21 protein-coding genes and 2 tRNA genes are annotated in these 22,624 nt (G+C 27.6%); 15 read left to right on the forward strand and 8 right to left on the reverse strand.

Translation table 11 applies throughout. The features are described from left to right. The first annotated feature begins 38 nt into the window (after positions 1-38). A tRNA-Phe gene (locus ACYUCG_RS10505) sits at positions 39-114 on the forward strand. A 358-nt stretch (positions 115-472) separates the two neighbouring features. On the opposite strand, the gene ACYUCG_RS10510 is transcribed toward ACYUCG_RS10505, so the two are convergent. Further along, complete coding sequence (locus tag ACYUCG_RS10510; protein WP_240297503.1) at positions 473-940, reverse strand: peroxiredoxin; 468 nt, start codon at positions 938-940, stop codon at positions 473-475. A gap of 588 nt (positions 941-1,528) precedes the next feature. On the opposite strand from ACYUCG_RS10510, the gene ACYUCG_RS10515 reads away from it, so the two are divergent. The 7 genes from ACYUCG_RS10515 to ACYUCG_RS10545 all read left to right on the forward strand — a co-directional run bounded on the left by ACYUCG_RS10515 (position 1,529) and on the right by ACYUCG_RS10545 (position 9,989). Continuing rightward, positions 1,529-2,275: a peptidylprolyl isomerase gene (locus ACYUCG_RS10515; protein ID WP_460268588.1), complete on the forward strand. Its 747-nt coding sequence runs from the start codon at positions 1,529-1,531 to the stop codon at positions 2,273-2,275. Positions 2,276-2,683: 408 nt separating this feature from the next. Next, the gene (locus tag ACYUCG_RS10520) at positions 2,684-3,505 is read left to right on the forward strand and encodes an ABC transporter permease (RefSeq protein ID WP_240297504.1); all 822 of its coding nucleotides are present in this window, start codon (positions 2,684-2,686) and stop codon (positions 3,503-3,505) included. A 17-nt stretch (positions 3,506-3,522) separates the two neighbouring features. Then, positions 3,523-4,695 (forward strand): ABC transporter ATP-binding protein, encoded by a 1,173-nt coding sequence (locus tag ACYUCG_RS10525; RefSeq protein WP_060794771.1) that lies wholly within the window; start codon positions 3,523-3,525, stop codon positions 4,693-4,695. Positions 4,696-4,708: 13 nt separating this feature from the next. Continuing rightward, on the forward strand, positions 4,709-5,992 hold the full coding sequence (locus ACYUCG_RS10530; RefSeq protein WP_283684044.1) for a glycosyltransferase: 1,284 nt from the start codon (positions 4,709-4,711) through the stop codon (positions 5,990-5,992). An 18-nt stretch (positions 5,993-6,010) separates the two neighbouring features. Then, complete coding sequence (locus ACYUCG_RS10535) at positions 6,011-7,246, forward strand: glycosyltransferase (RefSeq protein WP_060794773.1); 1,236 nt, start codon at positions 6,011-6,013, stop codon at positions 7,244-7,246. Between the two features lie 13 nt (positions 7,247-7,259). Then, a complete protein-coding gene (locus tag ACYUCG_RS10540; RefSeq protein WP_460268589.1) occupies positions 7,260-8,441 on the forward strand; it encodes an ABC transporter ATP-binding protein in 1,182 nt (393 codons plus the stop codon). A gap of 114 nt (positions 8,442-8,555) precedes the next feature. Continuing rightward, positions 8,556-9,989, forward strand: a complete 1,434-nt coding sequence (locus ACYUCG_RS10545) for a glycosyltransferase (protein ID WP_283703859.1) — start codon at positions 8,556-8,558, stop codon at positions 9,987-9,989. A 136-nt stretch (positions 9,990-10,125) separates the two neighbouring features. Here ACYUCG_RS10545 and ACYUCG_RS10550 read toward each other — a convergent pair whose 3' ends face one another. Both ACYUCG_RS10550 and ACYUCG_RS10555 read right to left on the reverse strand, forming a co-directional pair. Beyond that, complete coding sequence (locus ACYUCG_RS10550) at positions 10,126-10,779, reverse strand: HAD family hydrolase (protein ID WP_060794814.1); 654 nt, start codon at positions 10,777-10,779, stop codon at positions 10,126-10,128. A gap of 82 nt (positions 10,780-10,861) precedes the next feature. Further along, positions 10,862-12,211, reverse strand: coding sequence for a [Fe-Fe] hydrogenase large subunit C-terminal domain-containing protein (locus ACYUCG_RS10555; RefSeq protein ID WP_460268590.1), 1,350 nt, complete (start codon positions 12,209-12,211; stop codon positions 10,862-10,864). Between the two features lie 133 nt (positions 12,212-12,344). Between ACYUCG_RS10555 and ACYUCG_RS10560 the strand changes: the two genes are divergently transcribed. Beyond that, positions 12,345-12,491, forward strand: a complete 147-nt coding sequence (locus ACYUCG_RS10560; RefSeq protein ID WP_181159588.1) for a hypothetical protein — start codon at positions 12,345-12,347, stop codon at positions 12,489-12,491. 307 nt (positions 12,492-12,798) lie between these two features. Here ACYUCG_RS10560 and ACYUCG_RS10565 read toward each other — a convergent pair. Continuing rightward, positions 12,799-12,874 (reverse strand) — tRNA-Pro (locus tag ACYUCG_RS10565). Positions 12,875-13,040: 166 nt separating this feature from the next. On the opposite strand from ACYUCG_RS10565, the gene ACYUCG_RS10570 reads away from it, so the two are divergent. From ACYUCG_RS10570 to rsmI, 4 genes are all read left to right on the forward strand, one after another. Beyond that, the gene (locus ACYUCG_RS10570; protein WP_060794777.1) at positions 13,041-13,331 is read left to right on the forward strand and encodes a hypothetical protein; all 291 of its coding nucleotides are present in this window, start codon (positions 13,041-13,043) and stop codon (positions 13,329-13,331) included. Positions 13,332-13,515: 184 nt separating this feature from the next. Beyond that, positions 13,516-14,814, forward strand: a complete 1,299-nt coding sequence (locus tag ACYUCG_RS10575) for a C40 family peptidase (protein WP_060794778.1) — start codon at positions 13,516-13,518, stop codon at positions 14,812-14,814. A gap of 170 nt (positions 14,815-14,984) precedes the next feature. Next, positions 14,985-15,755 (forward strand): tRNA1(Val) (adenine(37)-N6)-methyltransferase, encoded by a 771-nt coding sequence (locus tag ACYUCG_RS10580; protein WP_460268591.1) that lies wholly within the window; start codon positions 14,985-14,987, stop codon positions 15,753-15,755. A 2-nt stretch (positions 15,756-15,757) separates the two neighbouring features. Beyond that, positions 15,758-16,600 carry a 16S rRNA (cytidine(1402)-2'-O)-methyltransferase gene (rsmI, locus tag ACYUCG_RS10585; RefSeq protein WP_003453470.1) on the forward strand — a complete coding sequence of 281 codons (843 nt, stop codon included), beginning with the start codon at positions 15,758-15,760 and terminating at the stop codon, positions 16,598-16,600. 315 nt (positions 16,601-16,915) lie between these two features. Here the strand turns inward: rsmI and ACYUCG_RS10590 are convergent, their stop codons facing one another. Further along, on the reverse strand, positions 16,916-17,155 hold the full coding sequence (locus ACYUCG_RS10590) for an AbrB/MazE/SpoVT family DNA-binding domain-containing protein (RefSeq protein WP_003476163.1): 240 nt from the start codon (positions 17,153-17,155) through the stop codon (positions 16,916-16,918). 690 nt (positions 17,156-17,845) lie between these two features. Here ACYUCG_RS10590 and ACYUCG_RS10595 point away from each other — a divergent pair. Beyond that, complete coding sequence (locus ACYUCG_RS10595) at positions 17,846-18,445, forward strand: DUF1836 domain-containing protein (RefSeq protein WP_003480020.1); 600 nt, start codon at positions 17,846-17,848, stop codon at positions 18,443-18,445. Between the two features lie 36 nt (positions 18,446-18,481). Here the strand turns inward: ACYUCG_RS10595 and ACYUCG_RS10600 are convergent, their stop codons facing one another. Both ACYUCG_RS10600 and ACYUCG_RS10605 read right to left on the reverse strand, forming a co-directional pair. Continuing rightward, positions 18,482-19,357, reverse strand: a complete 876-nt coding sequence (locus ACYUCG_RS10600; RefSeq protein ID WP_460268592.1) for an aldose 1-epimerase family protein — start codon at positions 19,355-19,357, stop codon at positions 18,482-18,484. A gap of 110 nt (positions 19,358-19,467) precedes the next feature. Then, positions 19,468-20,490 (reverse strand): LCP family protein, encoded by a 1,023-nt coding sequence (locus ACYUCG_RS10605; RefSeq protein WP_240297510.1) that lies wholly within the window; start codon positions 20,488-20,490, stop codon positions 19,468-19,470. A gap of 176 nt (positions 20,491-20,666) precedes the next feature. Here ACYUCG_RS10605 and ACYUCG_RS10610 point away from each other — a divergent pair, with 176 nt between their 5' ends. After that, a complete protein-coding gene (locus tag ACYUCG_RS10610; protein WP_139932647.1) occupies positions 20,667-21,518 on the forward strand; it encodes a YihY/virulence factor BrkB family protein in 852 nt (283 codons plus the stop codon). Positions 21,519-21,576: 58 nt separating this feature from the next. Here ACYUCG_RS10610 and galE read toward each other — a convergent pair whose 3' ends face one another. Then, on the reverse strand, positions 21,577-22,563 hold the full coding sequence (gene galE / locus ACYUCG_RS10615; RefSeq protein WP_460268593.1) for a UDP-glucose 4-epimerase GalE: 987 nt from the start codon (positions 22,561-22,563) through the stop codon (positions 21,577-21,579). Positions 22,564-22,624: the final 61 nt, after the last annotated feature.

Here is a 22,624-nt window from a genome sequence, read left to right on the forward strand (position 1 = left end):
GTGTGGGAGAGTAGGTGGTCGCCAGGTTTTTCTTTTATGGCTCGATAGCTCAGTCGGTAGAGCAGAGGACTGAAAATCCTCGTGTCGCTGGTTCGATTCCTGCTCGAGCCACCAAAAGCTTAGTGAATAATTCACTAAGCTTTTTTTATTTATAAATTTCAAATTATTATTTAGAATAAGGGATTATAAATAATAAATTATAATATTATATTGAGGTTTGAAGAAGTCATAAATACCTGTGAAACAGGTAGCTTACACTAAGACTATAGTCTAAAAATAAATATATATTTTAATGAAAAACTAATTCCTAAATATAGAAATTTTTTATTAGTATTATAATTATTTATCTGCTACATACATAGAAGGTGATTTTATTTATGCTAGATAAAAAATATTTTTATATGAGATTATTAAAATGTAAAATAAGTATATAATTTATATTTTTAATTTTATTTCTTTTAATTTATCTCTTTTAATTTATCTCTTTTAATTTATCTATAACTTTTTCTATGTGTCCTTTAACTCTTACTTTTCTAAATTCTTCTATTAATATTCCTTCTTTATTTATTAAGAAAGTGCTTCTTTCTACACCCATATATTTTTTGCCATACATATTTTTTTCTTTTATTACATTATATAATTTACAAACTGTTTCATCTGGATCACTAAGTAATACAAATGGAAGTGATAATTTAGTAATAAATTTATCATGAGATGCTAAAGAATCTCTAGAAACACCTAAAATAATTGCATTTAAATCATGAAAGTTTTGTATGTTATCTCTAAAATCACAAGCTTCTGTAGTACAACCAGCAGTGTTATCCTTAGGATAAAAATATAAAACTATATTTTTTCCTTTGTAATCACTTAGTGAATGTTCTTTTCCATCAGAGCCCATAAGTTTAAAATCTGGGGCTAATTTATTTATTTCAATTGACATAAAAATCCCTCCTTTAAATTATATATATTATATAATAATTACTATTCATTATCAACAAAGTACAAGAGAGATATTCATATGTATTAAATTTAAATATAAAAATTTAAATTTTAGGGTAGGAATTTATTATCTTCTAGTAATTAATGTAAACTTTATGGAGAAGAGTTATAAGTTTTTATTAGTTTATATAAATTTTAGAGGATAAACTAAAGTTTTTAATAATTAAATTTAAAGTGTTAATTGTAGGTTTTGGTAATTAACTTTAAAGGGAGAATTATAATTTTTTTAGAAATTAGAAATTAGAAATTAGAAATTAACTTGAATTTTAAGTGTTAGAAATTTTAAAATTTGTGTTTAAAATCTTAAAATTTAAGAATATAAAAAATATGTAGTATTAATTAGTTAAACTTGAATAGGATTATAAGAAAGAAAATTTATAAGAAAGTAATTTTTAATTATATCTTATTAAAATATAAACTTATTTTATAGATTAGGAAAATACTCAGAATTTCTTTTTAATTCATTAAATGTATGTTAATATATGAAGTATAGGAAAATAAAACTTTAATTAAAAAGGAGATAATATATATGGAAAAGAAAGTTCTAGCAACAGTTGGGAATACAGAAATAACTTCAGACTATATAGATGAGATAATAGCAAGATACCCAGCTCAACAACAAGCTATGCTTGCTAGTGATGAAGGTAAAAGACAAGTTTTAGAGCAAGCTATTGCTTTTGAATTAATGTCTGAATTTGCAAAAGAAACTGGATTAGATAAGACTGAAGAGTTTAAAGATCAATTAAATAAATTTGCTAAAGAATTATTAGCTCAAATGGTAATGAAAAAGACTTTATCATCAGTTACTGTAACAGATGATGAAGCAAAAGCTTTTTACGAAGAGCATAAAGAAAACTTCGTTGAGTTAGAAACTGTAACAGCTAAGCACATCTTAGTTGCATCAGAAGAAGAAGCTAAAAAAGTAGAAGAAGAAATAGCTTCAGGTTCAATAACTTTTGAAGATGCTGCTAACAAATACTCAAGCTGTCCTTCAAAGGAACAAGGTGGTAACTTAGGTTCATTCTCAAAAGGAATGATGGTTCCAGAATTTGAAGAAGCTGCATTTAACTTAGAGTTAGGAGTAGTTAGTGCTCCAGTTAAAACTCAATTTGGATATCACTTAATAAAAGTAGAAGATAAAACAGAAGCTAAAACTAAGGCTTTTGAAGATGTTAAAGAGCAAGTTGTTAATGTGTTAATTCAAGAAAGACAACAAAAGAAATACTTAGAATTAATAAAAGAATTAAGAGAAAAATATGGAGTTAAATTAGCTTAATTTAAGACTCTATTAAAAAGTTAGGTGTAGAATTTTATTCTATATCTAACTTTTTTTATTGTTTTTAGTGTAGTAATATGTATAAATGACAATACTTAAGTTAGAGATTCTTAATAAATTTAATTTATATTTTAGAATTTAGAATAATGAGAATGTCCTAGTAACTTTATTATTAATTAAGATTAATTTATATATCTAGTATTTATATTTAATAGTTTTTAGTGAATTTGGATTTTATATGAAGTTAATTTATTGAAAGAAGTATTAGCTGTATTGGTAGCTTTTAAGAAAAGGCTTAAATAAGAATTATATTTTGCTACTTTGTAAGATAAATGTATAAATATTTATTAAGTATTTGTGGTATAATTAGGTTTAGTTATTTTACAAAAAAATAGATGATAAGCAGAGGTGAACAACTTGAAGGATTGGCTTGAGATTGAGAAAAGTATTTTTTCTCATTGGAGAATGATATTTAGCATATCCAAGAAAGAATTTAAAAAAGAGTTTGCTGGTTCTAAGTTAGGTATGGCTTGGGCTATAATAAGACCACTAGCTATGATAACTGTTTTCTGGATGATATTTTCAACTGGAATGAGAACAACTAGTTCAAATGTACAGATTAATTATTTAGTTTGGCTAGTCTCAGCATATATACCATGGATATTTATTTCAGATGTAATTATGTCAGGCGCAGGTTCCATAAGGGTTAATTCCTTTTTGGTTAAAAAGGTTAAATTCCCTGTAGAAATCTTACCTACTATAAGAATAGTAATTAGTTTTTACACATTTTTAATTTTGCTAGTAATAAGTTTTATAATATTTGCAGTTAATGGTAACTTAAATCTAATAAGTATACCTAAATTGATTTATGCCATTATCATAACTATAATATTTTTGGCAGCTTTATCAAGATTACTATCTGCATGGGTAGTAATGTCAATTGATATATTACATGGAATATCTGTATTTATGCAATTTTTATTCTGGATGTGTCCAGTTATGTGGCAAGCAGGAGAATTACCTGTAGGTGCTAGTATGCCTTGGATTGAGAAAATACTAAAATTAAACCCTTTATATTACTTAGCTGTTTTATTTAGAGATGCATATTTAGGAACACATACAGTTAGTTTAGCATATGGAGTTTATTTCTGGGTAGTAACTATAATATTATTCATATTTGGATCTAAAGTATTTAATAAATTTAGACCAGAATTTGATGATGTTTTATAAAAAGAGAGGTACAGAATATGTCTGTTGCTATAAGAGTTAAAGACTTAACTAAAAAATATAAATTATATCAAAAGAGATCTGAAAGATTAGCTAATGCTTTTGGTAAAGAAAAGAATATAAAAGAATTTTATGCTTTAAAGGGCGTTTCTTTTGAGATAAACAAGGGAGAATGTGTTGGTATTATCGGTCATAATGGGGCCGGTAAATCAACACTTTTAAAATTACTAACAGGAGTGGCTTTCCCTACTTCTGGAGAAATTGAGATAAATGGAAGATTAGCATCTATGTTAGAATTAGGATCAGGATTTAATCCAGAGCTTACTGGTATGGAAAACATTTATTTCAATGGTAGTTTAAATGGTTTAACTAAGGAAGAGATAGATGGAAAATTAAAGGATATACTTGAGTTTGCTGATATAGGTAATTTTATAGAACAGCCAGTAAAAAACTATTCAAGTGGTATGTTTGCTAGACTAGCATTTGCCGTTGCTATTAATGTAGACCCTGACATATTAATAGTTGATGAGATTTTGTCCGTTGGTGATGTTGGTTTCCAAGTTAAATGCATGGAAAAATTCAATGATTTTAAGAAAAAGGGAAAAACAATACTTTATGTTTCACATGGACTTGGAACCGTGAAAAAGTTCTGTGATAGAGCAATTTGGCTTCAAAAAGGTCAAGTTGTAGATGATGGGAATTCCGTAATTGTAGTAGAAAGATATTATAATTTAAATTTCAATCCGGCTAATATAGAACAATTAAAAGATCATAAAAGTGACATAATAAATAGTATAGTAGTTAAATCTAATACAAAAAATGTAGAATATCTTGAAAAACTAGATTTAGAGGTTGAATATGATCTTATTTCAAATGATTTAAAAGATCCTAATATAGTTTTAGAGTTTAGAAAAACTGACTATGAGCCAGGTACAACTAGAGGAAATGATCAGTTTGTTTGTGGTATAAATAGTAAAGATAATATAAAAAGTATTCCTTTTAATTTAGGCGTTAATAAGTTAAAAGTATCTTTAAATAAGGTTAACTTAGTGGCTGGAGTTTATTATATTGACTTTGTTTTAAGAGATGGTGAAGAGGAAGTTTATAGAAAAATAAATGCATATAGTTTTACTTTGAATGACAAGTATAGAGGAGAAGGATTCTTAATACTGGGGCATTCTTGGGGTAATTAATCGGAGGAATAGTATGAGTGTAGGTAGAATTGCTAGGAGAACAACGGAAGTTCTTAAAGAAGATGGTTTAATAGAAGTTATAAAGAGAGTTTTAAGATATATAAAAAGACGTATTAAGGATAAATTAGACAATAATGCATTAACTTATAGAAAGAATTATGAAGAAGCTAATGCTATATTTCATAAGATACTAAAAAAAGAGAAATTTAAAGCAATAGTGATTTTTGATTCAAGAGTTGGATGGAATATTCCATTATTCCAACGTTCTCAACATATGGCTAATGAGCTTACTGATGATGGATATCTTTATTTCTATAGAACTTCAGAGCAGTTTGATCCACATATAAAGACTGTTGAAAAGCTGAAGGATAGACTTTACTTAGTTAACATGGCTAATTTTGCTTTACAAAATGCTATGTTTGATCTTCTTAAGGAGTATAAAGGTCATAAATTTTTATCTCTTTATTCAACAGATGTTTATTTAGATGAACAATATATTAAAGAGAAATACATCGATAATGGTTTTAAAATAATATACGAATATATAGATGAACTTTCAGATGAAATATCAGGACACTTACCTGATTTTGTATATGATAGACATAAGAATATCATAGAAGATAAAAGTAATATAGCTGTAGGATCAGCAGATAAGCTTATAGAAGAAATAGAAGAGATTAGAGGAAAAGCAAATGTTGCAATGATAACAAATGGAGTTCAATATGATCATTGGCAATATAGAAGTGATGAGGTTCCTGAAAAGTTAAAGGATATAGTAAGCAAAGGTAATCCTATAATAGGATATTTTGGAGCCTTAGCAAAATGGTTTGATTATGAGTTACTTAAAAAAGTAGCTAAAGAAAGACCTAATTATGAAATTGTGTTGATAGGATTTTTATATGATAACAGCTTTAAAGATAGTAAAATAGATGAACTTGAAAATGTTCATTATTTAGGTATTGTTGATTATAAGGAATTAAATCAATATTCTCAATACTTTACAATATCAACTATACCATTTTTATTAAATGATATAACTGAGTCTACAAGTCCAGTTAAACTTTTTGAATATATGGCAATGGGGCATCCTATAGTTACTACTGATATGAGAGAATGCAGAAAGTATAAGTCAGTATTAATAGGAAAAAGCCATGAAGATTTTATAGAAAAATTAGACTTTGCATTAACTCTTGATAAAAAAGATGAGTATTATAAATATCTAAGGGAAGAAGCTCTAGCAAATACTTGGAGAGAAAAGGCTGCTATACTAGATAGATTAATTGATAAAAACATTTAAGAGTGAGAGGGTAATAGTATGAGTTTAAAAAGAAGTTTAAAAAATTTATTAAGACCTATATTGAAGCCAATGTTGCTTAAATATAGAGAAAAAGGACATGAAGATCAAAAACAAGTATTTTTTGATGAAATAACTGGTGCAATAAAGAATGGAAATTATGATGCTATAGTTATATTTGATGTTTACTTTGGATTTGAGGTTAAAATGTTCCAAAGACCTCAGCATATAGCTTTAAATCTAGCTAAGGAAAATGTTTTATATTTTTATAAAGCATCACCTTATGTTGATAAGGATATTAAAACTTACAAAAAGATGGAAGAAAATCTTTACTTAGTTAACACAGATCTTTATTGGTTACAAGAATGTTTAATAGATATAGTATCTCAAAGTGGAGTTCCTGCTTTTGGTCAAATATATTCAACTTCATTTGTTGAATATGACAGCTGGTTAAAGAAATTTACAGATAGGAACTTTAAAATAATATATGAATATGTTGACGATTTATCAGATGATATTGCTGGATTCAAAATATCAGATGAAATTAAAGCAAGTCATAAGAGAATGCTTGAAGATACAGAGAAAGTTTATGTAGTAACTACTGCAGATAAGCTTTATCAAGAAGCTAAAGAGCTAAGAGGAGAAAATAAATTAGCTCTTGTAACTAATGGAGTTCAATATGAGCATTTTGCTAATATTGATTGCAAAAAGGTTCCTGAAAAAATGAAAAGTATTGTTAAGAGTAAGAAAAAGATAATAGGATATTTTGGAGCCTTAGCTAGTTGGTTTGATTATGATTTAATTAAGGAGCTTGCAGAAGAATTTAAAGATGATTATGAAATAGTTCTTATAGGAATAGATTATGATCAATCCTTAGGAAAGAGTGGAATATTAAAATTGGATAATGTTCATTACTTAGGAACTGTTAACTATAATGAACTTCCAACATACTCTAAGTTCTTTAATGTTTCTATAATTCCTTTTGTGGTAAATGAGATAACAGAAGCTACTTCACCAGTAAAATTATTTGAATATATGGCTTTAGGTAAGCCTATAGTTACAACAGCTTTACCAGAGTGTAGAAAATATGAATCACCTTTAGTAAGTGATTCACATGAAGATTTCATAAATAACATTAAGAAAGCTGCTGAGTTAGAGAATTCTAAGGAATATATAGAATTACTTAGAAAAGAAGGTAATCAAAATACTTGGAGACAAAAGGCAAAGGACATTAAGGAGCTTGTACTAAACTCTTAATGGGGGAGAAATCATGGAAAAGGCAATAGAAGTAAAAAATCTTTGTAAAAATTACAGAGTTTATGATTCAAAATCAAGTAGAATAAGAAACATAATAAATCCTTTTGCAAAAAAAGAAGTTAAAGAGTTTAAAGCCTTAACTGATGTTTCTTTTCATGTAAATAAGGGTGAAATAGTAGGTATCATTGGAAATAATGGTGCTGGTAAATCTACTTTGTTAAAAATACTAACAGGAGTTTCATTTCCATCATCAGGAGAAGTTAATGTTAATGGAAGAGTATCTTCTCTTTTAGAATTGGGAACTGGTTTTAATCCAGAGCTTACTGGAGAGGAAAATATATATTTTAATGGAAGTCTCATGGGATTAACTCAAGATGAAATTGATAAGGTAAAGGATAATATTATAGAGTTTGCTGATATTGGAGAATTTATAAATCAACCAGTAAAAAGTTACTCAAGTGGTATGTATGCTAGATTAGCCTTTGCCGTTGCTATAAATATTAATCCAGATATACTTATTGTAGATGAAATATTATCCGTTGGAGATGTTGGATTCCAAAAAAAATGTATGGATAAGTTTAATGAATTTAAAGAGGCTGGTAAAACAGTTCTTTATGTATCACATGGGCTTGAAACTGTTCAAACCTTCTGTGAGAGGGCTATATGGCTTGAAAAAGGAAGAGTTGTTGATATTGGACCATCCTTTGATATAGTTGAAAAATATTATGATAAACTTATGAAAAGTGATGACAAAGAAGAACTTGAAACAGGAAAATTTGTTGAGCTTATAAACGTAGAAATATTAGATAATAAAAAAGTTTATAAAAAGGGCGAATCTATAGAATTTTTAGTTGAATATGATGTATTTAATCCATCAGTTAAAAATGCTGGTATTACTATTGAAATGAGAAAGGCATACAAAGAACCTTGTGATTATAGAAATGCAGATCAGTTTATATTCTCAGTAAATAGTAATGTTGATGAATTCACTATACCTTGGGAAAAGGGAAGAAATAAAATTACTTTTAAAATTGATTCTCTAGATGTTAAGGAAGGAATTTATTATTTAGATGCTATATTTTCAGAAAGTCAAAATCTTGTTGCTTTAGAAACACAAGAAGATGTAGTTTCATTTGAGGTGAAGAATGAAGGTGAGTCTGAAGGCTTTGTATTCTTAGATTCTACATGGACATAAAAAATAGAGGATATGACCATAGTTTATATGGCTTATATCCTCTTTTGTGTACTAATTATATGAAAAGATGTTAATAATGAAAAATATTAAAGTCTTTTGATAAGGAGAATTTTTATGAATAATATTTTTGAGGTTATGTTAAAAAAGAATATTGGCGATTTTACATATGAAGAGAAAAGGGAGTTAAATAACTGGCTTATAGAAAATTTAAAACTTAAAGAACTTATATATTCGGGATTAGAGCTTAATAAAGTGCTTAATGAGAATGGCGAAGAAACAGCATACTATGAGAATAAAATAACAGAGGATGATATTTTATCAGGAAATTTCAATGAAGTATGTTCTAAGACATCAAAATATATAGATGATGCTATAAGCTCAATATTATTCGAGGGACAGTTTAATTGTTTTTATAAAAAGATTAAAAGTATATTGGAGTCAGAAGACTTTGATGAAGTTATTGTTTTTCATGCTTCATTTGGATGGAATATAGAAATGAAACAAAGACCTCAACATTTAGCAGAGGCATTAAGTCAAAAGAAAATATTATATATATATAGAAGCGATGTGAAAAATGATAACATTTATTCAATTAAAAAGATAAAGGATAATTTATATGTTCTTAATTTAGATATGTATAGTTTAAATGTGGCATTTTTTGATGCAATAAAATCAATTAATAAGCCTAAATTTGTACATGTTTATGCTACATGTTTAAACTCAGTTGATTACGAAAAGATAAAAACATATATGGATAAAGGCTTTAAAGTCATATATGATTTTGTAGACGAGTTATCTAGTGAAATAAGTGGATATAACATAACTTCTAAAATGATAGAGGATCATGAAAAACTCTTGAGAGATAAAGAAAATGTATTAGTTATTTCAACTGCAAAAAAATTAAAAGATATTGCAAATAACTTTAGGGGAGAAAATGAAAATAATATTTTAGCTCCCAATGCTGTTAATTTAGAAGACTTTAAAAATCATGGACATGAAATAGGTGAAAAAATTCAGTCTATAGTTAATAAGAGAAAGCCTATAATAGGTTATTATGGAGCTTTAGCTAAGTGGTTTGATTATAAATTAATTGAACAATTAGCAAAGGAAAGAGAAATTTACGAAATAGTTTTAATAGGAATGGATTATGATGGTTCTTATGATCAAAGTAATCTAAAAGATTATTCAAATATATCTTATCTTGGTATGATTGATTATAAAGATTTAATAAACTATTCAAGATATTTTGATGTGTGCATTGTACCTTTTATAAAGAATGACATAACTGATTCTACATCACCATTAAAAATATTTGAGTATATGGCCTTAGAAAAGCCCATAGTAACTACTGATATAAATGAGTGTAAAAATTATGAATCTTGTTTGGTTTCAAAGGATTATGATGAATTTATAAGAAATATTGATAAGGCATTAAAACTAGAAATAGATAACAAAGAATATTTTAATATCTTAAGAAGAGAAGCTGAAGAAAATACCTGGGATAATAGAGCTGAATTAATAAAAGAGGCTATTAAAAACCTAGAATAAAATAGATTTTACAAAAAAACTCAATTTAAAACTTAGTAATGTTTTAAATTGAGTTTTTATTATTATAACTACATAAGTAGTTTATCTTTTTGTTGTGTATATTGAGTTTTATAGTTTTTATTATGTAAGTATAATATTAATTTACAAGTAAATCATTAAATGAATCTATGTATTCATGTACAATTTCTTTGATTTGTGCTTTTTCTTCTTCAGAAACAGTATGTTCTTCCACAGCAAAAACTTTCATTCCAGCACTAAGAGCTCCTTTAACTGCTGGTAAGATATCTTCAAAGACTGCACACTCTTTAGGCTCTAATCCTAATCTTTCAGCAGCTAACAAGTAAACATCGGGAAAATCCTTTCCTCTAGATACTTCACCTGTTATTGTTATTGAATCAAATAAATGAAAGATATCATTTGATTTTAAGCAAACTTCTAGTAAAGGATAAGAGTTACTAGTAGCTAATCCTATTTTTACATTAGATTCTTTTAATTGCTCAAGAAATTCTCTTGCACCAGATTTAAGTTTGATATTATTTTTATACTCTACATAGGCCATATCATGCCAAGTTTTCATTATTTCTTCTTCTGAACTTGCTATATTAAATCTTTTCTTAAAGTATTTAGCAACTTCTTTGAAGCCTAAATGAGTGATTTCTTCTTTAAGGTTTTTAGGAACTTCAAGACCAAGGTCGGTTAGGTAATCAGAATCTATTTTAGCCCATACTCCCATTGAATCAACTAAAGTTCCATCTAAATCAAAGATTACACCTTTTATATTGCTAAGCATTGTTGCCTCACCCCCAATACAGTTTAACATATAAATTATATAGAAGGTAAGGCTAAATATTAAGCTTATAAGTAAATATGTTTTAGAATTCTCTTTCAAAAATAGATATTTTTTCTTTATCCTGAAAAGACTCTAATGAGTTTATTCCTAATCTTAATAGGACTTCATCCATAGTATGGCTATGAGTAGCAACTTTTATTGGAGAACTATAAGCAACTTCATCAACATGCTTTTTACCTATGCTAGGATCAACTATTCTTTTAGGGCCACCAACGCATCCACCAACACATCCCATACCCTCAATAAAGTTTGCTTTTAATTCACCAGCTTGAACTTTATTTAAGAGTTCTTTACATTCTTTAACTCCATTAGCTTGAACTGCCTTAAATATCTTAGCTTTATCAGGATAGAGTTCTTTAACCACATCATTTATGGCCTCTGATACGCCGCCAGTTCGAGCGTAAAGCCTTCCACCTCTAGAGGTGTATTCTATAGAGGGAACACCTTTCATAGATGATGGATCAATTTTTAATGCTTCAAATATGCCCTTTAATTCTTCAAAGGTTAAGACATAATCTATAGCACCAACTAAGTCTTTTTCTCTTGCTTCAGCTTTCTTAGCTATACAGGGACCTATAAAAACTACCTTAGCATCTTTATTTAATTTTTTTATTACTCTCCCAGCAGCTACCATAGGTGAAACAGAAGGGGAGACATCCTTTACTAAATCCTTATAACACTTTCTTAACATTGCTACCCACATAGGGCAACAGCAAGATGTTATTAATATATCACCAGTTTTTTCTACATGATGATTAAATTCAACAGCTTCTTTAATTGAAAGCATATCAGCGGCAAAGGCAACTTCAATCATATCTGAGAAGCCTATTTTTATAAAAGCTTCTCTTAACATATCTAAGGATACATTTTCACCAAATTGTCCAGCTATAGCAGGGGCTACTGCAGCAATTACAGTTTCATTATTTTTTATTAAGTCAATAATAGGAAGAAGTTCAATTCTATCTAAGAAATGACCGTTTTCGCAGACATGAACACATATACCACAATTTTGGCATAGGTTTGGATCTATATATTTACTATTATCTATAGGATCAGTTAGGATTGCATCAAATGGACAAAGGCTTTGACATTTACCTTTACTTTCTTTTGAACAGTTTTTTGTACATACGGAAACTTTATCAACTATATTTTTTTTAATTTTATGTGCTGTGATAGCTTTTCTTATGGCATAAGCGATATTATCTGAATTTTTATCTATATCAATGCCACACAATGATGAAAGAACTTCAATAGCCTCATCTCTACTATTAAAATTATTTTTTACTATATTATTTAATTTCTCATCAAAGTTATCTTCAGAATAATATGAAGAGATAAGCTCTTTAAATAAAGAGTCATACTTTTTATTCATAATAGTTCCTCCTAAATTAGTTTAATAAGATTATTATGTACATAAATTTAAATCGTATTAGTAAGGTGTATAAATTTTTATATTTTGGAGAGTATTTTAAACAAATAGTAATTAGAAAAGAGGGAGATATACAATGAAATATATTATATTAACTGGAATATTAGCACTTATATGGATGTTTTATATGGCTTTATTTAATGCAGCAGCAAAGGAAGATAGATACTTTGAAGAGGAATTTGCAAAGAGTATTAAAGAAGAGGGTAATGATAATTTAGAATAAAAGATGTGTTTAAGAATATAATTTATTGATAGCATTATTATAGAGGATATATTATGACTAAAAATAAAACAAATATATTAAATTACACTTTAGAAAATAAAAATCAAACAAAACAATTAGCGAAAAATAAAGTGACTAAAGGATACTTTCATAGGATTAGCTGATTTATTTTAGTATATATTTATAATTTTTAAGATTATTAGGTAATTTTAATAATACTCCAATTAAGTCTATATAGCTTTAACTGGAGTATTAATAGCAAAGTTTTATATAAATTTAAAAAAGGAATTGCTATTGCAATTCCTTTTGGTCGGGGTGACAGGGATCGAACCTGCGACCTCATGGTCCCAAACCACGCGCGCTCCCATCTGCGCCACACCCCGGCGACATTTATTATTATATGAGAAAATAATAAGGTTGTCAACAAAAAAATAAAAAAAGTTTAAAAAATTAAAAAAATATTATATTCTACTTATTCTATATTATATTTCTGTAAGGATGTTATAATGTTAAGTAGTAATTTAAAAATTAAAAGATGAGGTGAAACAAATGAAGATAAGTTCAATTGTTATGCTAGCAGCTAGTTTTTTCTTAATAGTTATTGGAATAGTATTGTTTGCAAACAAAAAAAGATTTGAAGGAGAAAATCAAGCAGGAAAATATAGTGCTAAGTACATACAAAGCAATGCAATAGGAAATATTTTTATAGGATTTTTAGGAACTATTTTAGGCGTTGTTGATAACTTTGTTAATGGAAATTCAATAAAAATAGCTTTCGTAGTTGTTATAATTGGTGGATCAATTATACAGAAATTAATTGGAAAACAAATCTCAAAATAGTATATATATGTAAGAAGAAGTTAAAAAAGTGTAAAAAAAGTGAAAAAATTATATTTATTTAACAAAAAAATGACAAATTTATATTGTTACAAAAAGGTTTCAAATGCTATAATGTATAAGTGTAAAACTTTTAACATAGGGGAGGGATGAGTTCCTATTTTTCATTAAATGGGAGCAAGTAGATATGAAGAAAAAAATAATTTCAACAGTTCTTGCTGCTACAATGACATTTGGAGTAGGACATAGTGTATTCGCAACTCCACTTACAGATGATCAAAAGCAACAAATGGAACAAAGTCAAGATAAATATGCAGATATAAATAGTAAGATAAGAGAGTTAGAAGATAAAATAGATGGTTTATCAGCTAAAATAGAACCTTTATTTTTCCAAGTAGAAAAAAATAAAGAAGAAATAGCTAAAACAGAGGAATCAATTTCAACAGTTAAAGTTCAAATTGAGGAATCAAAGAAGAAAATAGAAAAACAACAAGAAGTTTTAGGGCAAAGAATAAGAGCAACATATAAAAGTGGTGGACAAGCAAACTACTTAACTGCTTTATTAGATTCTAATGGAATTGGTGACTTCTTATCAAGAGTACAAGCTATAAGTAAAGTAATGGGTATGGATAAGCAAGTTATTGATGAGTTAACTTCTGAAAAAGAAAAGCTTGATAGCCAAGTTAAAGAATTAGAAGATAAGACTGCCGAATTAAATAAGCTTAATTCAGAAACTCAATCAAAAATAGATGAGTTAAACAAAATGAAAGCTGAGCAAGAAGGCGTTATAAAAGACATGAAAGCTGAGCAAGAAAAAGTTGTTGGCGAATTAGCTCCATTAGAAAGACAGTTAATTGAGCCATGGACTTCTAAAATAAATTCAAATAGTTCAGTAAATGATTTAAATCAAGCTGTTACAGCCTTAAGAGGTTTAAGAAATCAAATAAAAACTCCAGAGGTAGATGCAGAAGCGGTTCAAGCTATAGAAAAAGCTAAAGATTTAATCGAAACTAAAAAAGCAGAAGAAGCAGTAAGTAGCGCTCCTAATAGAGGTGGAGATGTTAATACTGGTGGAAGCTCATCTTCATCTAGTAATGGAAGTTCATCATCAAATAGTGGAAGCACAGTAGCTCCTCCAAGTGAAGGTGCAGCTTCAGCAGTAGTATCATATGCATATCAATTTATAGGAAGACCATATGTATTTGGTGCAACTGGTCCAGATTCATTCGACTGTTCAGGATTTACTAGTTATGTGTATAGAAATGCAGTAGGTAGAGAAATTACTAGAACTACTTATTCACAAATAAATCAAGGTAGAGCTGTATCAAGAGATCAATTACAACCAGGAGATTTAGTATTTACTAATGGAGTAGGACACGTTGGAATATATGTAGGTGGTGGACAAATGATTCACGCTGCTAGACCAGGTGTTGGTGTAATAGTAGGACCTATATATAATTTCTCATCAGCAAGAAGAATATTATAATTTAATATATTTATGCCAAACAGTAGAAATAGCTGTTTGGCATATTTTTTTATAAAAGGTTAAGAATTTTGAGTATATGCTATAATATAGACTATAACAATTAAAGAGGCCTTAATTTATTTACTGATTTTAGAGGCTACTGATTACAATAAAGGTGAGTGTGAAGAAGTATGAATAAAACTTTAAAAGAGTTGGATTTAACTTTAGTTAATGAGAATGAAACCCTTGATGATCTACAATTAAATGGATTACATTTAATTCAGAAAAAAGAGGGATTTAGATTTGGAGTAGATGCTGTTTTATTAGCTAATTTTGCTAATGTTAACAGAAAACATTCTGTATTAGATTTGTGCACAGGTACAGGAATAATTCCTTTCATTATTTACGGAAAAAAAAATCCTAAAGAAGTAGTTGGAATTGAGATACAAGAAGAATTTGCTGAAATGGCAAATAGAAGTGCAAAGATTAATAATATTCAAGATAGAGTATCTTTTGTATGTGGAGATTTAAAGGATAAAGAGCTTAGCAAATCAATACCTAAATTTGATGTTGTTACAGTTAATCCTCCATATAAGTTAAATAATGCAGGTATTATAAATCCAGAGGATAAGCTTGCTATAGCTAGACATGAGATTATGTGTAATTTAGAAGATGTTATAGCAGCAAGTAGAAGATTTTTAAAGGATAATGGAAGACTTTATATGGTACATAGACCTGAAAGGTTAGCTGATATATTTTGTCTTATGAGAAAATATAAAATAGAGCCTAAAAGGGTTAGAATGGTTCATCCAAATACAAAAAAAGCTGCAAACATAGTTTTAGTAGAAGGTCAAAGAGATGGCGGAGCTTTCTTAAAATGGGAAGCACCTTTATATGTGTATAAAGATGAAGGTGGATATAGTGAAGAAATAGATAAGATATATGGAAGGGAGAGTAAATAAAAATGAGTAAAGTTTATTTAGTACCAACTCCAATAGGAAATTTAGGAGATATAACTTTAAGAGCTTTAGAAGTTTTAAAAAATGTTGATTTAATAGCTGCTGAGGATACAAGACAAACACTTAAGCTTTTAAATCATTTTGAGATTAAAAAGCCTTTAATTAGTTATCATAAGCATAATGAGCAAGGTAAAGGTGAAGAAATACTTAGAAGAGTTAAAGAAGGAACTTCAGTTGCTATAGTTAGTGATGCCGGAACTCCAGGAATATCAGATCCAGGAAGTGTAGTTGTTGAGAAATGTATAGAAGAAGGTATAGAATTTGAAGTTTTACCAGGAGCAACAGCTTTTACAACTGCTTTAATATATTCTGGATTAGATACAACTAAATTTATGTTCAAAGGATTTTTCCCAAGAGAAAATAAGGATAAAAGATCTTTTATTGAGGATATAAAGGATAGAACAGAAACAATAATAATATATGAATCACCATATAGAATATTAGATACTATAGATACTTTAAAAGAAGGATTAGGAAATAGAAAAGTAGCTATATGTAGAGAATTAACTAAGCTTCATGAAGAAATATTTAGGGGAACTTTAGAGGAAGCAAAAATTCATTTTGAAGAAAATGCTCCAAAAGGTGAGTTTGTTTGTGTAATATCAGGAAAAACAGATAAAGAAATAGAAGAAGAAAATACTTCGAAATGGATTAGTATGTCTATAGAGGAACATATAATACATTATATAGATAATGAGGGAATGAAGAAAAAAGATGCTATAAAACAAGTAGCAAAGGATAGAGGAGTTGCAAAATCAGAAATATATAAATTTTCATTAGATATTTAGGGTTAACATATAAGATTTAAGTATTATAATATTTAATTTAAGATATGTGGTAACTTTTAATAAAATTATATTTTATCTAAAGGGAAATTTAGCATATATAATTATTTGATTAGGATTAACAAATAAAAAATACTAGTTTAAAATTAAAGAATTGTAATTTAAAGAAAATATTTATTAAAATATAGATAAATAAAAATAAAGCACTTCATAGGGGATTATGAAGTGCTTTAACACTATAAGGGGATATAGTGTTAAAAATTATTATTGGTTAGGGTTAAAATGTTAATTAATTATTTATATTAAATAAGTTAATTACTATTTTTTTAATTCATCTAAACATTTTTGGCAGATGTTTTTACCTTTGTAGTTAACAACATCTCTAGCATCTCCGCAGAATATACATGCTGGCTCATATTTCTTTAATATGATTTGCTCTCCATCTACATAGATTTCTAAAGCATCCTTTTCTGCTATATCTAATGTTCTTCTTAACTCTATAGGAATAACTATTCTTCCTAATTCGTCTACTCTTCTTACTACACCTGTTGATTTCATTATACTTCCTCCTTGCATTTTACAACTTTCGACAAAACGCATTATAATATTAACAAACTTGTCATATTAAGTCAATATGTTTTGTCAAAAAAAATGTTTGTTTACAATTTTTTTATTCTCAATCAATTATATATTAAATATACTACCATTTTTTTGAAAAGTCAAGGTAAAGATTAATTTATTTTACATAAATAGACTAATTTTTGTTTGACAAAAAGTTAAAAAAAAGGATAAAAATTGATATATTAATATAAATTTATACTTAGAAAATAACAATTAACTTAGAAAATATATATTAAAAAATAAAATTGGAAAAAAATAATAAAAATGTCGCATAAAAAATTATTTAATTTATATAATATTCTATGATTAAATTAATGGATTGTTTATTATTATTTAAGAAAATAGGGTAAAATATATGAATTTAAAAATTTATGATGAAATATTTACTTTTTAATAAAAAAATTACATTAATAGATAAAATATATTTAAAGTTTTTGAAAAAAATTTGAATATATTTTACTTATATAGTATTAAATATAAAAAACTTTTAGAATAAATATGATTTATTCTATATATTGTTTATAAATTTAAGTTCTGTAAAACAAAATAGAGGGTATTAACTTGTAATGTGATTATAAATACTATATAATACATAATAAGGGTTTAAAACGAAATTTGAGGTGTGCTATGGATATTAATAATTTTAATTCTGAACAAATAAAAGTTTTGGCAGAAGAAATGTCAAAAAACAGTATGGTTTCTTATGATGATTTGCCAAAGTATGATTTATTTCTTTCACAAGTTATAGACTATCTAAATGATAAGTTTACGGAAGATAAATTTACTAACAATATAGTTCAAAACTATATTAAAAGTGAGGTAATATCAAAGCCGGAAGACGGAAAAAAACGTGGATATACTAAGGTACACTTAGCTCAATTGGTTTTATTAAGTTATATGAGACCCCTATTAAAAACCGATGAGATCAAAAAAGTATTTGCTTTAGCATTTAATGATATTAATGATAGAAGCGATGATATAATATCTTGGGAAACGGCTTATAAGATGTTCGGAGAAGTACAAGAAGAGAGTATAAAAAGATTCTTAGAGGTGCCATTAGTTGATAACGATAAAATAGAAGAAATAATAAAGGTTTCTGATATAAAAGAAGAAGATAGAGATTGCATAGTTACTTTCCTAACTGTTATGACATTAATAGCACAGGCAAGTGTAGTAAAGAAAGTAGTGCAAAAAATAGTTAATGGATATCATAAAGAAGAAAAATAAAAAAGTTGAAGATAAAGCTTCAACTTTTTTATTTTTTTATTCAAAGAAAGATATATTATAATTGCAATTGAATTCTTTAGTAGGCATAAGTGATTGGATTGCAGATTTATCCTTAAATTCTCCATCAAACCCATCAAAGTCTGCATGTCCAAACCAAGGTTCTATACAAACAAATGGAGCTCCAGTATCTTTTGTCCATAATCCTAAGTAAGGGAATTCACCAAAATCAAATTCTAAGTACTTTTTATGATTTTTTGATTTTAATGAAATTTTATTTGATTTTAGATTTTTAAAAACTAAAGCATCATTTTTAAATAAATCAGTAGATAGATTTATTATATTTTCATCCTTTAAATATGGTTTTTCTTCTTTTGAGAAATAACCAGGACCAACTAATTGCATTATGCTTGCATTTTCTTTTTCATTAAATTCGAAGTAGTAATCATCAAATTTATCATTTTCAATAGGACACATAAATGCTGGATGTGCACCGATTGAGAAAAGCATTTCTTTATTATCTAAATTCTTTACAATATAGTCTATGCTTAAGTTTATATCATTTAAAGTGTATTTTATTATAAGTGAAAATTTAAAAGGATAAACTTTTAATGTATCTTCAGAGTATTTTAGTTCAAAAGATATTGAGTTTTTAGTTTGTTCTATCATTTCAAAGTCACGAACTCTAGCTAATCCATGTTGAGGAAGTTCATAAGTTTTACCATCAACTGTGTATTTACCATTAAATACTTTACCAACTATAGGGAAAAGTATTGGAGCATGATATTTCCAATAAGCTTCGTCTCCAGACCATAAAAATTCAGTATTCTCTTTTTTTCCCTTTATACTATGTAATTCGCCACCGTGATTACTTAAAGAGATTTTTAAGTGTTCGTTTTCAAGAGTATAAATCATAATCTCATCCTTTCAGAGTAGTATATTTTAAAATAATTATATCATTAATTATGTATAGTAAAAAAGCTGAAAAATAATCTTTTAAGATTATTTTCCAGCTAGTTAATATATTATTTTGGATTAACATCTTTGTAGATATAATCTTGTATTTGTTCCTTTGTTTTAGCTTCATTAAATGTTAAATACCAAACACCATCAATCATTTCACCTTTACAATATCCATCAAGAGGGAAACGCATATTTTCTACTGGTGGAATACCAGTTGAGGCTACAGAAGTAGCAATACTAAGTATTTTAGATGGAGTTAAGTTTGTTTCAACATAAGGTAAAAGTTTTTTTACTGTTTCAGGATATTCAGAAGGCTTTAATGTTGAAAGTTTTTTTATGATTCCATCAAGAACATTTCTTTGTCTTTCAGTTCTTTCATAATCTCCATCTCCAACATAACGAACTCTTGAGTATCCAACAGCTTGAGTACCATTTAGTACTTGTTCACCTTCATGAACTGGTTTATATTCTGTGCCAGTTATCTGAGCAACATTTTCTACATATTTATTAACTTCATTAACTTCATAAGACTTCATGTTTATAGAAACTCCACCAATATCATCTATTATCTTAGCTAAGTTATCGAAATTAACAGTTACATAGTCTTTTACATCTAATCCAAAGTTCTCATTTATTGTTTTTAATGCTAAAGTAGGACCTCCGTAAGCATAAGCGTGAGTTAATTTAGTTTTACCATGTCCATCAACTTCAACATAACTATCTCTCATAAGGGATGTAAGTTTTATTTTATCATGTTTAGTATCTATTGTAGCTATCATTATAGCATCAGAACGTCCAACATCATTATGATCTCTACTATCTACTCCAAAAAGAGCTATATTTAAAATACCATCTTGGAATAGATCTTTATTTGATTCATCAATACCTAAAGATTTATCATCTTGAGCTATTTTCTTTATGTCCATCTTATTCAACGTTGAATATACATATGTAGCTCCAAGACCTATACCTATAAGTAATAAGAAGAATAGTGTTAATACTATCAATTTAACTTTATTTTTTTTCTTAGGTGTATTACTTTTACTATTAGAATTGTTATTTTTTGCATGTTTGCCTTGCGACATTGATTTCACCAACCTTCACCCTTTTAAAATTTTACGTAATTCACTATTATAATTTTATTCCTATAGATTAACAGAAAAGTTACATTTTTATTAATTATACATATTAATTATAAATGTGTATAATTAATATATCTATAGTTAATTATAGAATTAGTATGGTTTATAAGGAGCAAGTTATGAAAAAGAAATCAAAAGGTTTTTTGAGAAAAGCCGTAATATTTCTTGTTATGTTTATAAAGAAGATAGGGGATGATGATGTTTTTGCATTGGGAGCTCAATTGGCATACTATATGGTATTATCATTTATTCCTTTTTTAATGTTCTTAATGACTTTAGTAGGATTTAGTCATTTAAACAGTGATACAGTTCTTAATTTATTAAGTAATGTAATGCCGACAGAAGCTTTCAATCTAATACAAAGTACTGTTATTGAAATAGTGGATAGAGAACAAACAGGATTATTATGGATAAGTATAGCTTTAGCCATATGGGTATCATCTTCAGGGTTTAAAGCTGTAATTAAAGGGTTAAATAAGGCTTATGGAGTTAAAGAGACCAGGTCTTACATTAAGTTAAAATTAATTTCTATGATATACACAATTTTATTAGCATTAATTGTTATAGCCACTTTATTCTTATTTGTATTTGGGGATGTAATAGGTGATTTCTTTATAAAAATATTAGAGCATCCAGAGTTTATATATTATATATGGAATATGCTAAGATATGTAGTAGTTATTTTAATAATGATATTATTTTTTATGTTTTTATACAATGCAACTCCTTGTGTAAGGTTAGGATGGCTTGAGGTAATTCCAGGAGCTGTAATAACAACATTAGGATGGATATCAATTTCTTATATTTTTGCCTATTATGTAAATAATTTTAGTAATTACTCAAGATTATATGGAAGTTTGGGAGCTGTATTTATGTTTATGACATGGATGTTTATAACTTCTATGATATTAATTTTAGGTGGAGAAATAAATGCTGTTTTAGCTGAAAAAAATAGATTAAAAGATTTATAGAGAAATAAAAAAGAGTCATTACCTTAATGGTTAAATGACTCTTTTTATAATATATTTATTATTTTTTATATCCATTTGGATGGTTTTTATGCCAATTCCAAGCAGTTTCAATTATTGTTTCTAATGAATTGAATTTAGGTTTCCAATTTAATTCTTCTATAGCTTTATCTGATGAAGCTATTAATATAGCTGGATCTCCAGCTCTTCTAGGAGCTACCTCGGCTGGGATTGGATGTCCAGTTACTTTTCTTGCAACTTCTACAACTTCTTTTACAGTAAATCCAGTACCATTACCAAGATTGTATATTCTACTTTCTCCACCATTCATTAATCTTTCTAATGCTAATGAGTGAGCTGATGCTAAATCTGATACATGGATATAATCTCTTACACAAGTACCGTCTTTAGTATCATAATCATCTCCAAACATCATTATTTTATCTCTTTTTCCTAATGCAACTTGTAATATTAAAGGAATTAAATGAGTTTCAGGAGCATGATCTTCTCCAATTTTTCCGTTAACATGAGCGCCAGCAGCATTGAAGTATCTTAAAGCAGTGTATTTTATTCCGTAAGCAGTATCACACCATTTTAAAATCTTTTCAACAAGAAGTTTAGATTCTCCATAAGCATTTGTAGGAAGATTTTTATCAGTTTCTAATATAGGAATATTTTCAGGTTCTCCATAAGTAGCAGCTGTTGAAGAGAAAACTATGTATTTTACATTATGATCTCTCATAGCTTCTAATAAACTTATAGTTCCTGAAATGTTATTGTTGAAATATTTTAAAGGCTCTGTCATACTTTCTCCAACAAGAGAGTAGGCAGCAAAGTCAATAACAGCCTCTATGTTATTTTCAGTGAAAATCTTGTCTAATATTTTTCTATCTCTTAAATCACCTTTATAAAGTTTCCCACCAAGAATAGCGTCTTCATGTCCTTTTTCGAAGTTATCTAAGATAACAACTTCTTTATTGTTTTCAATTAACTCTGCGACCATATGGCTACCTATATAGCCAGCACCACCACAAACTAAAATTGCCATTTTAATACCTCCAGTAAAATTTATTCTAATATCATTATATACTATTTTAAGTAAAAGTTTT

The organism is Clostridium sp. CTA-17 (genome assembly GCF_054767895.1).